This is a genomic window from Micromonospora sp. A200, from assembly GCF_029893845.1.
GTDB classification, from domain to species: domain Bacteria; phylum Actinomycetota; class Actinomycetes; order Mycobacteriales; family Micromonosporaceae; genus Micromonospora; species Micromonospora purpureochromogenes.
On sequence record NZ_JARXXY010000008.1, the window covers coordinates 152,000 to 167,383 of the forward strand.

At 75.1% G+C, this 15,384-nt stretch carries 5 protein-coding genes; all 5 read right to left on the bottom strand.

All coding sequences use genetic code 11. The annotated features are described in order from the left end of the window. Positions 1 to 13 precede the first annotated feature (13 nt). From M2302_RS10385 to M2302_RS10405, 5 genes are read right to left on the bottom strand one after another with little or no spacing between them, the layout of a single operon-like run. Positions 14 to 5,626: a non-ribosomal peptide synthetase gene (locus M2302_RS10385; RefSeq protein ID WP_280837694.1), complete on the bottom strand. Its 5,613-nt coding sequence runs from the start codon at positions 5,624 to 5,626 to the stop codon at positions 14 to 16. Continuing rightward, positions 5,623 to 8,742: an amino acid adenylation domain-containing protein gene (locus M2302_RS10390; RefSeq protein ID WP_280837695.1), complete on the bottom strand. Its 3,120-nt coding sequence runs from the start codon at positions 8,740 to 8,742 to the stop codon at positions 5,623 to 5,625. Before M2302_RS10390 ends, M2302_RS10385 begins: the two co-directional genes overlap by 4 nt. Further along, positions 8,739 to 8,927 (bottom strand): MbtH family NRPS accessory protein, encoded by a 189-nt coding sequence (locus M2302_RS10395; RefSeq protein WP_280837696.1) that lies wholly within the window; start codon positions 8,925 to 8,927, stop codon positions 8,739 to 8,741. Before M2302_RS10395 ends, M2302_RS10390 begins: the two co-directional genes overlap by 4 nt. Further along, positions 8,927 to 9,880 carry a TauD/TfdA family dioxygenase gene (locus M2302_RS10400; RefSeq protein ID WP_280837697.1) on the bottom strand — a complete coding sequence of 318 codons (954 nt, stop codon included), beginning with the start codon at positions 9,878 to 9,880 and terminating at the stop codon, positions 8,927 to 8,929. The genes M2302_RS10395 and M2302_RS10400 overlap by 1 nt, the downstream gene beginning before the upstream one ends. 27 nt (positions 9,881 to 9,907) lie before the next feature. Further along, positions 9,908 to 15,379, bottom strand: coding sequence for a type I polyketide synthase (locus M2302_RS10405; RefSeq protein ID WP_280837698.1), 5,472 nt, complete (start codon positions 15,377 to 15,379; stop codon positions 9,908 to 9,910). Positions 15,380 to 15,384: the final 5 nt, after the last annotated feature.

Consider the following 15,384-nt stretch of genomic DNA (forward strand, 5'->3'; position numbering starts at 1 on the left):
GCCCCACGCCGGGTCACGCCGCGACGGGCTCCCGTTCCTGCGCCGCCGCCCGCTCCGCGAGCCGCCGCTGCCGCTCCTGCGCGCCGATCAGGTCGTCGGGCAGCGAGTCCGGCACCTCGATGTCGAAGCGACGCAGCATCCGGATCGCGAACCCGCCCAGGGTGATCAGGACCAGGGCCAGCCCGAAGCAGACGTACGCGAATCCGATGCCCCGGCCCGGCCCCGTGCCGATCACCGCGCCCACCGACCCGGCCAGCGACCCGCCCGGGGCGAGCATCGGCTCGAAGAGGCTGGTCGTCGCCGGGGCGAGCAGCGCGAAACCGATCGGCAGCGTCGACCAGGCGATGGTCTGGTTGAGGCTGAACACCCGGCCGTGGAAGCGCTGCGGCACCTTGACCTGCACGATGGTCGCGTAGATCGACTGCGCGGTGGTCATCGCCATGGCCAGCCCGAAGGCGCCGACGCAGACCATCGTCACGGAGGCGTCCAGCCCGACCAGCACGCAGCCGACGGCGGTGCCGAGGTTGCCGACCAGCACGCCCACCATCCGCCGGCGCCGGGGCCCGCCCCACAGCGACATCAGCACGCCGCCGGCCACCGCCCCGCAGGCCTCGGCCAGGGCCACCTGCGCCACCTGGGTGGCGGTGCCGAACGAGAGCACCAGCGGCGTGGTGAGCACCAGCGCCGGGGCCAGGAAGATGTTGCCCAGGGCGAAGTAGCCCAGCATCAGCCGGAAGCCGCGGTGCTGCCAGGAGTAGCGCAGCCCGTTGGCGATCGCCACCAGCAGCCGCTCCCGGGGCCGCCAGCCGAGCAGGTCGGGGAAGCGCACCACGGCCAGGGTCAGCACCGCCACCAGGTAGCTCGCCACGTCGATGAGCAGGATGCCCTTGAGTTCGATGGCGGCGAGCAGGCCGGCGGCGAAGACGGGCATCAGCAGCATCGCGAAGCCGCTGGAGAGCTGGGTGATGCCCATCGCGTGCCCGAGGTAGCGCTTCGGCACCAACTGCGGCACCGCCGACTGGAACGCGATCCGCTGGAACGAGCTCGCGACCTGGCTCAGCGCGACCAGGGCGTAGATGTGCCAGAGGACCAGGTTGTCGGTCCAGAGCAGCGCGGCGAGCACCAGCTGGAGCGATCCGGCGGTGCAGCTGGCGATCATCATGATCCGGCGGCGGCTGACCCGGTCGGTGACCGCGCCGGCCACCGGCAGCATCAGCACGCCGCAGATCAGCGCCAGCGCCCAGAGCATTCCCAGGTCGGCCACCGACCCGGTGCGGGTGAACAGCCAGATCGGCAGCGCGAACGCGGTCAGCGCGGAGCCGGTGGTGGAGACGAGCTGCCCGGCGGTGACCGCGACGAACCGGGCCATGCTGGGCTTCACCACGGCCGGCTCCGGCCCGTCGGACCCGCCCACCCGCTGGTGGGCTGCGACCACCCAGCCGGCGTCGGCTCCCCTAACCTGCGTGGTGAGCGTGGAGACGTCCCCGGCGGTGACCGCCGGGTGGACCCGGGTGAGGATCTCCGCCAGCTCCTCGGCGCGGTACTTGAGGAAGAAGTGCCCGGCCTGGTCGAGCACCACCAGGCCAAGGATGTCGCTGAGGAACTGCCACTCGGCGTACCGCTCGGCGTGGTAGTCGGTCACCGGATCCTCCGAGCCGACCACCGAGATGATCGGCGCGCGCAGCTTCGTCGCGCCCCGGTCGAGCAGGCCGGTGAAGTACTCCTCGGAGGCCCGCGAGTCGGCCCGCATGTTGCTGATGATCCGGTCAGCCTGTTCCGGGTCCAGCTCGTCGGTGTCCACCCCCATCGACTTGAGCCAGCTCGCGTAGTGCCGGTTGCTGCGCAGTCGTTCGAGCCGGTTGCGCAGGGCGGCGAAGACGCCCCGGGGGCGGGCGAACGGGAACATCGCGCCGATGTAGACCGCTTCCAGGTCCCGCCCGGCGGCCTCCACCTTGCGGGCCACCTCGGCGACGATCGCGCTGCCCACGCCGCAGTGGCCGTAGAGGGCGATCGGGCCCTCGACGCGTTCCAGGATCTCCTCGGCGACCCGGCTGGTCAGCTCCTCGAACGGCAGGCCGTCCTCGCTGAGCCCGACGTCGTGGCCGGGGATGGCCAGCGACCACAGGGCATGGCCGGCGGGCAGCGCGTCCGCGAGGGGCTGGTAGACGATGGCGCTGCCGCCGCCGTACGGGACGCAGACGTAGCTGAGCCGCCGCTTCGCCGCCGGGATGGGCCTGGTCAGCTCGTAGAGCAGGCGGCGCGGCCCGTCCCCGCCGTCGTCGCCGCCGGACATGAACCGGGCCAGCTCGCGGATCGTCCGCTGTTGGAACAGGTCCATCACCCCGACGGCGCGCCCGCCGTGCGCCGCCTTGCGGATCTTCGCCACCACCTGGGTGGCGAGCATGGAGTGCCCGCCCAGGTCGAAGAAGTCGTCGTCGATGCCGAGCGTGGCCACGCCGAGCACCTCCGACCAGATGCCGGCGAGCAGCCGCTCGGTGTCGTCGCGCGGCTCGACCAGCGCAACCGACGCCTCCCGGGTGACCACCGGGGCGGGCAGCGCCCGGCGGTCCAGCTTGCCGTTGGGGGTCAGCGGGAGCGCGTCCAGGGTGACGAACGCGGCCGGCACCATGTACTCGGGCAGGGTTTCCTTCAGCGCCGCCTTCAGCGCGGCGTGCTCGGCCGCCCCGACCAGGTAGGCGGTCAGCCGCTTGTCGCCGGGGGTGTCCTCGCGGACGATCACCGCCGCCTCGGTCACCCCCGGCTGCTCGCGCAGCGCGCTCTCGATCTCGCCCAGCTCGATCCGCAGGCCGCGCAGCTTCACCTGGTGGTCGATCCGACCCAGGAACTCGATCACCCCGGCGGGCCGCCCGGCCCCGTCCCCGCTCGCGCCGGCCGTCGGGCGCGGGCCGGCGGGCGCGACCGCCGGGGCGGTCACCCAGCGGGCCAGGTCGCCGGTGCGGTAGAGCCGGGCGCCGGGCTCGCCGGAGAACGGGTCCGGCACGAACCGCTCGGCGGTGAGCGCGGGCCGGCGGTGGTAGCCGCGGGCCAGCCCCACCCCGCCGATGTGCAGCTCGCCGGCCACCCCGACCGGACAGGGGTTGCCGCCCGGGTCGAGGACGTGCAGCCGCAGGTTGGCGATCGGGGCGCCGATCGGCACGGTGGTCAGGCCCGGCAGCAGCGCCGGGTCGCACCGCCAGGCGCTGACGTCGATGGCCGCCTCGGTCGGGCCGTACAGGTTGTGCAGCTCGCACCTGGGCAGTCGGACGGTGAAGTCGACCGCCGTGGCCGGCGGCAGCTCCTCGCCCGAGCAGATCACCCGGCGCAGCGCCGTCGCCGTCTCGACGCCGGACTCGGCGAGGAAGACGGTGAGCATCGACGGGACGAAGTGGGCGGTGGTGACCTGCTCGGCGACCAGCAGGTCGCGCAGGTAGCCGGCGTCCTTGTGCCCGCCGGGCCTGGCCAGCACCAGCCGGGCACCCTCGCGCAGCGGCCAGAAGAACTCCCAGACCGAGACGTCGAAGCTGGCCGGGGTCTTCTGCAGCACCGCGTCGTCGGGGCCGAGCCGGTAGGTCCGCTGCATCCAGTCAAGCCGGTTGACGATGCCCCGGTGGGTGTTCGGCACGCCCTTCGGCCGGCCGGTCGAGCCGGAGGTGTAGATGACGTACGCCAGGTGCTCCGGGCCCGTCGCCGGCGTCGGGTCGTCGGCGGGCTGGTCCGCCCAGGTTCCGGGGTCGTCCAGGGCCAGCACGGTGGCGCCGGTGGTCGGCAGCGCGTCGCGCAGGTGCTCCTGCACCAGCACCACCGGCGCGGCGGCGTCGTCGACCATGAAGGCCAGCCGGTCCGCCGGGTACTCCGGGTCCAGCGGCAGGTACGCGCCGCCGGCCTTGAGCACCCCGAGCAGGCCGGTGACCAGTTCCACCGACCGCTCCGCGCAGACGCCGACCAGGGTCTCCGGGCCGACGCCGGCGGCGCGCAGCCGGTGCGCGACCCGGTTGGCCGCGGCGTTCAGCTCGGCGTACGTGGTCGACCGGCCCTCGATGGTGACCGCGACGGCGTCCGGGGTGCGGGCGGCGCGTTCCTCGACCGGCCCGTGCAGCGTCTGGGCGGCCGGGAAGTCGGCGGCGGTGTCGTTCCAGCTCGCCAGCAGCGCCCGCTCGGCGGGCGGGAGCAGGTCCAGGGCGGCGACCGGCGTGTCCGGGGCGGCGACGATCGCGGCCAGCAGGGTGGTCCACCGCCGCGCCATCCGCTCCACGGTGTCGCGGGTGAACAGGTCGGTGTTGAAGACCAGCTTGCCCCAGATGCCGTCGGGCACCTCGACGGCGTGCAGCTCGAAGTCGAACCGGGTGGCCCGCAGCTCCATCGGGGTCCAGCGGAAGCTCACCTCGTCGGCGTCGGATACGCCGGAGAAGCGGCCCATCTCGTAGTTCTGCAGGACGAACATGGCCTGGAACACCGGCGACCGGCTGACGTCGCGGGGCAGCCCCAGCTCGTGCACCACCTTCGCGAACGGCACCTCGGCGTGCTCGAAGCCGTCCAGCACGGCCCGTCGGGTGCGCTCCAGCAGCTCGGTGAAGGTCGGGTCGCCGGCCAGCTCGGCGCGCATCGGCAGCATGTTGATGAACATGCCGACGACGTCCTCCAGCTCCGGGGCGGACCGGCCGGCGACCGAGGCGCCGACGGCGAAGTCGTCCTGCCCGGCGTGCCGGGACAGCAGCACCTGGTACGCCGCGAGCAGGGTCATGAACAGGGTCCCGCCCGACGCGCGGGTGAGCGCGGCGAGCCCGTCGGTGACCGCCCGGTCGACCTGGAACTCGACGAAGTCGCCCCGGTAGGTCTGGGTGACCGGGCGGGGCCGGTCCAGCGGCAGTTCCAGTGGGGTGATCGCGGCCAGCCGCCGCTGCCACCAGTCCAGGTGCCCGCGGGCCTGCGGCCCGGCCAGCTCGCCGGCCTCCCAGTGGGCGAAGTCGCCGTACTGCACCGGCAGGGCGGGCGGCTCGCCACCCCGGTACAGGGTGATCAGGTCGCGCAGCAGCACGTCCACCGACCAGCCGTCGCCGACGATGTGGTGCTGACCGAGGAAGAGCACGTGGTCGTCGGCGGCGTTCATCCGGTCCGGAGTGCCGTCCTGCGGCGCGGAGGCCGGATTATCGTCGTCAGCGAGCCGGATCAGCAGGGCGCGCAGCAGCGGCCCGGCCGCCAGGTCGAACGGCTCGGCCGCAGCGGCGTCCACCAGCGCCTGCGCGGCCCGCTCGTCGGGGGCGTCCACGATGGTCAGCGGCACCTCGACGGAGTCGGCGACGACGACCGTGGGGCGACCGTCGGCGTCGGCCGGGAAACGGGTCCGCAGCGACTCGTGCCGGGCGGTCAGCCCGGCCAGGGCGGCGCGCAGCGCCGTGACGTCCAGCGGGCCGCGCACCCGCAGCGGCACCGCGATGTGGTACGCCGCCTCGCCCGGAGCGAGCTGGTCCATGAACCAGACCCGCTCCTGGGCGTACGACAGCGGCACCTCGACGCCCTCCGGCCGCGGCGTGATCCGGGCGGTGGGCGAGGCCTGCCGCCGGCGCAACCGCTGGGCGATCAGCGCCGCCCGGGCGGCCTCCCGGGCGGGATCCTTCAGGTCCGTCATGTGAGGTTGTCCTTCTCCGCCGCCAGCAACGCGGCGACCTCGGTCTCGGAGAGGTCGTCCAGCTCGGCGGCGATCCGCTGCTCGATCTGGGCGGCCAGGTCGGCGACGACGGGGCTGCTGAACAGCGCCCGCATCGGCAGGTCGACGTCCACCTCGGCGCGGATCCGGGCCATCGCCCGCATGCCGCGCAGCGAGTTGCCGCCGAGGACGAAGAAGTCGTCCAGCGCGCCGACCTTCTCCACCTGGAGGATCTCGGCGTACACCTCGGCCACCAGGGTCTCGGCGTCGGTGCGCGGCGGGACGTAGCCGTCGGGCGCCACGGTGGCCGGCGGCGCGGGCAGCGCGGCCCGATCCAGCTTGCCGTTCGGGGTCAGCGGCAGCGCGTCGAGCCGGACGAACGCGGCCGGCACCAGGTGGGCCGGCAGCTCGCGGGCCAACTCGTCGGCGAGGGCGGCCTCGTCGGCGGTGCCGACCAGGTAGCCGACCAGGGCCGGCTCCCCCGATTCGGTGCGCACCGCCACCGCGGCCTCGCGGACCTGCGGGTGGGCCAGCATCGCCGACTCGATCTCGCCCAGCTCGATCCGCATGCCGCGCACCTTGACCTGGTCGTCGCGGCGGCCCAGGTAGTCCAGGGTGCCGTCGGTGCGCCAGCGAGCCAGGTCGCCGGTGCGGTACATCCGCCGGCCGGGCGGGCCGTACGGGCAGGGCAGGAAGCGCTCGGCGGTGCGGCCGGGCCGGCGCAGGTAGCCCCGGGCCACCTGGTCCCCGGCGACGTACAGCTCGCCGACCACGCCGGGTGGCACCGGCTGGAGCGCGGCGTCGAGCAGGTAGACCCGCGCTCCGGCGGTGGGCCGACCGATCGGCACCGGTCCGGCATCCAGCGGCCGGCCGGGCGCGACGCGGGCGGCGACGCAGCCGACGGTCGCCTCGGTCGGGCCGTACTCGTTGACGACCGCAACGTCCGGGTGCGCGGCTCGCCAGCCCGCCAACTGCTCGCCGGTGAGCGCCTCGCCGCCGATCACCAGGTCGGTGGTCGGCGACAGCGCGGCGTCGAGCAGCGGCAGGTGGCTCGGAGTCACCTTGAGGAAGCTCGGCCGGCCGCCGACCCGGGCGTGCGGCGAGTCGATCCCGGCCAGCCGGACGGTGCCGCCGGCGGTGAGCGGGCCGAGCAGGCCGGTCACGGTGAGGTCGAAGGAGACCGGCGAGGGCAGCAGCGCGGTGCCGGCCAGCCCCGGGTAGGCGTCCCGGGCCCAGGCCAGGTACGCGGCCACGGCCCGGTGCTCCACCACCACGCCCTTCGGGCGGCCGGTGGAGCCGGAGGTGTAGAGCACGTACGCCGGGTGCTCGGGGCGCAGCGGGGCGGCCCGGTCGGCGTCGGTCAGGTCGCCGTCGGCCTGGTCGGCGCCGACCTCCCCGTCGAGCACCACCGCGCCGGCGGGCACCAGCGCGGCGGTCTCCGGCAGGGCCAGCACCAGCGTCGGCTCCGCGTCGGCGAGCAGGTACGCGATCCGGCCGGCCGGGTAGCCGGTGTCCACCGGGACGTACGCGGCGCCGGACTTGAGCACGGCGAGGACGGCGACCAGCAGCTCGGGCGAGCGGGGCACGGCGAGCGCCACCCGGGTCTCCGGGGCGACGCCTCGGGCCACCAGCGCCCGGGCGAGCCGGTTGGCGGCGGCGTTCAGCTCGGCGTAGGTGAGCGAGACGCCCTCGCAGACCAGCGCGACCGCGTCCGGGGTGGCGGCGGCCTGCCGCTGCACCCGCTCGACGACCGAGCGGAACGCCGGGGCGGCGTCCTCGCCGTTCCAGGCCCGCAGGACGAGGTCCCGCTCGGCGTCGTCGAGCAGCGGCAGCGCGGAGACCGGCTGCCCCGGGTCGTCGACGGCGGCGGTGAGCAGCCGCACGTACCGCGCGACCACCGCCTCGGCGGTGTCCCGGTCGAACAGGTCGGTGCGGTAGACCAGGCGACTCTCGCCGGTGGTGACGTCGAAGGCGAGGTCGTCCTTGGTGGTGCCCAGCTCCACCGGGTCCAGCCCGGAGTCGGGGATGAAGTTCAGCGCGGTCTGGAAGATCGGCTGCACGGACGGGTCGCGCTGCGGGGCGATCGCCTCGACGATCCGCTGGAACGGGGTCTGGCCGTGCTCCATCGCGTCGACCAGGCCGGCGCGGACCCGGCCGAGCAGCTCGGTGAAGCTGGGGTCGCCGCCGACGTCGCAGCGCAGCGCCACCGGGTTGACGAACATGCCGATCAGCGGGGTCAGCTCGGCGGTGTCCCGGCCGGCGGTGGAGACGCCGACCACCACGTCGGTGTCGCCGGAGATCCGCGACAGCAGGGCGGCGAACCCGGCCAGCAGCACCATGTACGGGGTGGCCGCCGACCCGGCGGCGAGCCGGCCGACCCGGTCGAGCAGCCCGTCGGGCAGGGCGAAGCGCACCTCGTCGCCGGCGAAGCCGAGCTGGGCCGGGCGGGGGCGATCCAGCGGGAGGCCGGTGACCGGCGGCGCCCCGGCGAGCTGGCCGGTCCAGAAGGCGAGCTGGCGGTCCAGCTCCGCGCCGGTGAGCTGGTCGCGCTGCCAGACCGCGAAGTCGGCGTACTGGATGGGCAGCTCGGGCACGGCGGCGGGCGCGCCGGTCAGCGCGGCCTCGCTGAACGCGGCCAGTTCGGCCACCAGCAGCACCGCCGAGTGGCTGTCGAAGACGGCGTGGTGCACCACGAACAGCAGCGTCCAGGCGTCGTCGAGGCGGACCAGCCGGGCCCGCCACAGCGGCGGGGCGTCCAGCGGGATCGGGGTGCGGGCCAGCTCGGTACGCAGGGCCGCGTAGCGGGCGGCCCGCTCGGCCTCGGGCAGGTCGCGCAGGTCGTCGGCGGGCAGCCGGACCGGCTCGTGCTCCCGCACCACCTGCACCAGGGCGCCGTCGTCGGAACGCAGGTGGGTGCGGAGCGCCTCGTGCCGGGCGACGACCCGGCCGACTACCTCACCGGCGGTGTCGGCGTCGATGCCGGCCGGGAAGCGCCACGGGGTGGAGACGTTGTAGACCGGCGAGGCGGTGTCCAACTGGTTGGCCATCCACACCCGCTCCTGGGCGAAGGAGGCCGGGAAGGTCCACTCCCGCGTCATGACGGCACCTCCCGCACGGAGCGGGGACGCATGTCGGTCCAGACGGTGTCCACGTGGGACAGGCACTCCTCGCGGGTGCCGGTGAAGCCGGCGTCGTGCCACCCGGCGGGCAGCTCCCGGTCGGCCGGCCAGATCGAGTACTGCTCCTCGTCGTTGCGGACGACCAGGAATCGGGAGTCGGCCATCAGTGCTCTCCAGCGCTCTCGGGGGTGTGCGGTTCGGCCATCGCCACGGCGATCCGGCGGGCCCCGGTGAAGGGCTCCCGGCCGTGCGCGGCGGTCATGTTGTCGACCACCAGCACGTCGTCGCGCCGGTAGTCGAAGCGGACGCTGGCGGCCCGGTAGGCGGCCCGCAGGTGGTCCATGACGTCGGCGGGGATCTCGCCGCCGTCGCCGTAGTAGGTGTTCGCCGGCAGCCCGTCGGCGCCGAACATGTCCAGCAGCCCCTCCTGGTAGTCCTTCGGAAGGGTGCTCACGTGGAAGAAGGTGGCGTGGTTGAACCAGCGCGGGGTGTCCGAGCCGGGCCGGTGGTGCACCACGTCGCGCACCGCCCGGGTACGCAGCCCGTCCGCGCCGACCCACTCCAGCCGGATCCGGTTCGCCGCCGCGTACGCCTCGACCTCGGCCCGGTCGTCGGTGCCGAACACGTCCTGCCAGCGGGTGCCGAAGTCGGCGTGGAAGTTGCGCACCAGCATCCAGCGCCGCCGGACGAACTCCTCGCGGACCGCCGGGTCGATCTCGGCGTACACCCGGCGGACGTCGGCGAGCGGGGTGGCGCCGAGGGTGTCCGGCGGGCTGATGCAGTAGAAGAACAGCGTCAACGGCCAGCGCGCCTGGTACGAGTTCTCGTTGTGCAGGAAGATCTCCTCGTCCGGTGGGTAGTCGGTCGAGGTGTAGACCCGGCCCTTGATGGCGTGCCGGGGTGAGGACCGCTCGGTGTAGGTCAGCGGCTCGCCGGAGAACGCGCGGACCACCCGGTCGAAGCCGTCCACCCCGCCGACGTCGAAGCCGCGGAACAGCAGCCCGCCGTGGGCGGCGAGCGTGGCGCGCAGCTCCGTCCGCCGCCGGTCGATGAGCTCGGTCAGTGGTGTGCCGTCGTTCTCGACGACCACCGGCAGCGTGGCGATCGTGTCGCTCATTGCTCTGTCACTCCTGTTTCTCGAAGCTCAGTCGCGGGGCAGCCGCGGGATGGCGGGGATGGTGGCCGGGGCGGGCTCGTCGGCGGGTGCGGCGCTGGCGCGCAGTTCCTCGATCCGGGCCGCCAGGCCGGCGACGGTCGGGGTCTCGAAGAGGCTGCGCATCGGCAGCCGTACCCCCGTCGCCTTGCGCATCGCGGCGATCAGCTGGACCGCGACCAGGGAGTTGCCGCCGAGGGCGAAGAAGTCGTCGTCCACGCCCACCTCGGCCACCCCCAGCCCGTCCTTCCAGACCTGGGCGATGGTGATCTCCAGCTCCGTACGCGGCGCGGCGGAGGCGCCACCGCCGGCCGGGACGGCGAGGGCCGGCTCGTCGGCGGCCTCCAGACCTTCGGTGGTGACCCGGGAGGCGCGGCTGCGGATGTCGTCGACGGTCCGGGTGGCGATCACGACCTGCGCGCCGAGCCCGGCGGTGAGGCTGCGGCGGAACGCCTCGGCCCCGTCGACCGGCCGGATGTCCTCGGTCGGCACACCCGGCTCCGGGGCGGCCGGCTGCGCCGGTGCGGCCGCCGTGGCCAGCCCGCCGGTCACCGCGCCCTGATCGACCCGGCGCAGCACGAAGTCGCTGATCGCGACCAGTTCCCGGCCGTCGGCGTCCCGCAGGGACACGTCGGCGGCGACGACCTCGTCGGTGGCGCTGTCGCGGTGCCGCAGGTGGCTGAGGAACTGCGCCGGCAGGTCGCCGCGCACCACGATCCGCCCGTACGACAGCGGCAGGTAGGTGCCGCTGCCCTGGCCCCGGCCGAACGCGGTGGCCACGTCCAGCAGCGCCGGGTGCAGCCCCCAGGAGGGCAGGTCGCCGACCGCTCCGGCGGGCGCGGTGATCCGGGCCAGTTCCTCCCCCTCGCCCAGGTGGTGCTCGGCCAGCGCGGCCCAGCGCGGCCCGAAGGTCAGCATGCTGGTGCGCCCCCGGCCGAACGAGGCGTCGTCGTCCACCCGCCGGCCGGTCACCGTCGGCACCCGCGCCGGCGGGGCGGGCTCGTCGGTCCAGCCGGCCGCGCCGCGGACGTGGGTGCGCAGCTGCCCGGCGGCGAGGCTGCGTACCGCGAAGTCCACGCCGTCCTCGGCGGGGGTCAGCTCGACCCGGTACTGCGCCACCGTGCCGTCGGGCACCGAGAACGGCTCCAGGAAGACCACGTCGCGCAGCTCCACCGCCGCGTCCCCGGTCGGGGCGGGCAGCCCGGCGGCCACCGCCGCCCGGACCGACTCCAGGTGAGCGGTGCCGGGCACCACCGGCACGCCGCCGATGCGGTGCTCGTCCAGCAGCCAGTGCGTGTCGGCGGAGACCAGGCCGTGCAGCACCACGCCGTCCGGGCCGGTCACCGACGTGGTGAGCACGGGGTGGTCCACCGGATGCGTGACGGTGTCCCGTCCGGCGGCCCGGAAGCCGGCCGGCGCGTCGGTCTCCACGGCCATGCCCACCTCGGCCCAGCCGCCCCAGTTCTGCGACAGCACCGGCGCCCGGAAGCCCGCGCCGGACCGGGCGTACGCGTCGAGGAAGCTGTTCGCCGCGCAGTAGTCGACCTGGCCGAAGCCGCCGACCACCGCGGTGATCGAGGAGCAGAGCACCACGAAGTCCAGCGGCAGGTCGCCGAAGACCTCGGCGAGGGCGAGGGTGCCGGCGAGCTTCGGCGCGAGCACCCGCTCCGCCTCGGCCCGCTCCTTGACCTCGGCCATGCCGCCGCCGGGCAGGCCGGCGGCGTGCACGATGCCGTCGATCCCGCCGAACTCCGCCTCGGCAGCCGCCCGGACCCGGCGCAGGCCGGCCGGGTCGGTGACGTCGGCGGCGAGCACCAGCACCGACGCGCCGGCCGCCTCCATCCGGCGGATCGCCGCGATCGCCCGGCCCGCCCGGTCCGCGCCGCCGTGGACGGCCAGGTGGTCGTCCCACCGCTCGCGCGGCGGCAGGCCGGAACGGGCCAGCAGCACCAGCTTCGCCCGGGCCCGCCGGGCGAAGTCCTCGGCCAGGGTGACGCCGATGCCGCCCAGACCACCGGTGATCACATACCGGCCGCCCTCGCGCAGCGCGCCCGGCTCGCCCTCGGCGTCGACGGTGACCTGCTCGTAGCCGGTCACCCAGCGGCGCGGGCCGCGCAGCGCCAGCTCCGCGCGGGCCGGGGCGACCGGCTGGCGCAGCTCGGCGACGAGCGCGTCCACGTCGGACGAGGCCGGGTCGGCGTCCAGCAGCCGGACGGCCAGCCCGGGCAGCTCCGCCGGGAGCACCCGGGCCAGTCCGGCCAGGGTGGCGTGCTCGGGGCGGATGAGGTCGGCGCCGGTCACGTCCCCGATGCCGGCGGTGACCAGGTCGAGGGTGCAGGCGCGCTCGTCGGCGGTCAGCCCGGCCCCGGCGAGCGCCTGCACCAGGTGCAGCGCGCTGAAGAAGCCCCGGTCCTGGGCGGCCCAGGCGGCGGCGACGTCGGTGCCGGCCGGGTCGCCGTCGAGGGCGAAGGCGTGCACCAGCCGCTCCGGCGGGTCGGCGGCGAGCGCCGCCACCAGGGCGTCGTGGTCCTCGCGGGCGCCGGGCCGCAGCCGGTACCCGCCGTCGACCGCCGCGAAGCGCTCGCCGGCGCGTACCACGGTGGGCGTGGCGCCCGCGGCCCGCAGCGCCGCGACCAGCGCGTCGCCGCGCGGACCGTCGGCCAGGACCAGGCAGCGACCCAGCGGCGCGGTCCGCGGCTCGGCGGCGGCCTGCCGCCAGACCGGCACGGCGAACCACTCCGGCAGCGGGCGCGGCCCGCGCTGCGCCGGCGCGGCGGGCGCCTGGTCCACCGGGTCCGGGTCCACCCAGTAGCGGCGGCGTTCGAACGGGTACGTGGGCAGCGGCACCCGGCGGGCGCCCGGATCGGCGTCGAGCCGCACCCCGACGCCGGCGCACCAGAGCGCGCCGGCGCTGGTGAGCAGGGTGGCCAGGTCGCCGCTGCGCTCGCCGGGGCCAGGCAGGCTGCCCAGCGGGGTCAGCGCCCGCTGGGCCGGGCCGGCCTTGGCGACCTGCATCCGGGCCAGGTTGGCCAGCTGCCGGCCGGGGCCGCACTCCAGCAACGCCCAGGTGCCCTCGGCGAGCAGCGCGGCCACGCAGTCGCCGAAGCGCACCGGCCGGCGCAGGTGCGCGGCCCAGTACGCCGGATCGGTGGCCTGCTCGGCGGTGATCCAGGTGCCGGTGACGTTGGACAGGAACGGGATCGCCGGCGGGCGCAGCGGCACCCCCGCCATCAGGGCGGTGAACTCGGCCAGGATCGGTTCCATCATCGGCGAGTGGAAGGCGTGGGAGGTGCGCAGCGCCTTGCTCTTTCCCTTGATCGTCTCGGCGAACGCGGCGACCTTGTCGCTCTCGCCGGCCACCACGCAGGTGCCCGGGCCGTTGACGGTGGCGATGGCCAGCCCCTCGGGCAGGCGCTCCGCGACCACCGACTCGTCCAGCGCCACGGCGAGCATCGAGCCGGCCGGCAGGGACTGCATCAGCCGGCCCCGCGCGGCGACCACCCGCAGCGCGTCCGGGAGACTCAGCACCCCGGCGACGGTGGCGGCGACGTACTCGCCGATCGAGTGACCGATCATCGCGGCGGGCCGCACCCCGGCCCGCAGCCAGAGGGTGGCGAGGGCGTACTCGACGACGAAGAGGGCCGGCTGGGTGTAGCGGGTCTCGGTGAGCTTCTCCCCCGCCTCCGGGTCGCGGCCGAGGATCAGGTCGCGGACGTCCAGCCCCAGCTCGGGGCGGAGCAGCTCGGCGCACTCGTCCACGGTGGCGGCGAAGGCGGGCTCCTGGGCGTAGAGCTGCGCGCCCATCCCGGCGTACTGCGAGCCCTGCCCGGAGAAGAGCAGGCCCACGCGCGGCGCGGGGCCGTCGACGACGCCGGACTGGCGGCGGCGCGCGGTGCGCAGCGCGGTCACCGCGTCCGGCAGGTCGGCGGCGACCACGGCGACCCGGTGCGGGTACTCCTGCCGGCCCACCCGCAGGGTGTGTGCCACATCCGCGAGCAGCCGCGGGCCGCCGTCGGTGGCGCCCGCCAGGTGCTCGGCGAGGCGCCGCACGGCGGTGTCCAAGGCGGTGGCGGTCCTCGCCGACACGTGCAGCAGCTGCGCCGGGCGGACCGTCGGGTCGGCCCGGTGCGCCGCCAGCGCCTCCTGGAGCACCACGTGGGCGTTCGTGCCGCCGATGCCGAAGGAGCTGACCCCGGCCCGGCGCGGCCCGCCGTCGGTGTCCCACTTGGTCAGCGTGTTCGCCACGTAGAACGGGGTGTCGGCGAAGTCGATCGCCGAGTTCGGGGTCTCGAAGTTGATGCTCGGCGGGATCAGGCCGTGCTCCATCGCGAGCACCGTCTTGATCACGCTGACGATGCCGGAGGGCTGGCTGAGGTGGCCGATGTTGGACTTCACCGAGCCGATTCCGCACCAGCCCCGGTCGTCGGTGTCCCGGGTGTAGACGGCGGAGAGGGCGGCGATCTCGATCGGGTCGCCCATCGCGGTGCCGGTGCCGTGCGCCTCGACGTAGCTGATGCTGCGCGGGTCGATCCCGGCCATCCCGACGGCCTGGGCGACCGCCGCCATCTGCCCGTCGATGCTGGGGGCGGTGAAGCCGACCTTGCCCGCGCCGTCGTTGTTGATGGCGTTGCCGAGCACCACGGCCCGGATCGCGTCGCCGTCGGCGATCGCGTCGGAGAGGCGCTTGAGCAGGGTGACGCCGACGCCGCTGCCCCAGACCGTGCCGTTGGCGGCGGCGTCGAAGGGCCGGCACCGCCCGTCCGGCGAGGTGAAGCCCTCCATGCCCAGGTAGCCGACGTGCGGCAGCTCGACGTTGACCCCGCCGGCGAGCGCCATGTCGCACTCGCCGTTGCGCAGCGACTCGCAGGCCAGGTGGAACGCGACCAGCGAGGTGGAGCAGGCGGTGTGCACGGTCAGGCTCGGCCCGCGCAGGTCCAGCCGGTACGACACGTTGGTGGCCACGTAGTTCGGCGAGTTGCCGGTGGCGATGGAGACCACCCCGTGCGGGCCGCCGCCGACGCGCTTGTTGCGCAGGACGTACCGGTGCAGGTAGGTGTTGCCGCCGGTGCCGGCGTACACGCCGACCGCGCCGTCGTAGCGGGCCGGGTCGTAGCCGGCGTCCTGCAACGCGGTGTAGCAGCTCTCCAGGAACAGCCGGTGCTGCGGGTCGGTGATCTCCGCCTCCCGGGCGGTCATCCCGAACAGCCCGGCGTCGAACTCGTCGTACCCGTCGACCAGCGGCGCCCGGTTGACCCACCCCGGGTCGTCGACCTCCTCCACGGTGGCGCCCCGCGCCAGCTGCTCCTCCCGGCTCAGCTCGGTGACCGACTCGACGCCGTCGACCAGGTTGCGCCAGAACTGGCGGACGTCGGCCGCGCCGGGCAGCCGGGCGGCGAGCCCGACGATCGCGATCGGCTCAATGTCGTCGTCGGCGGGGAGGTCGGGTGCCATCCGGTTGTCCATCTGCG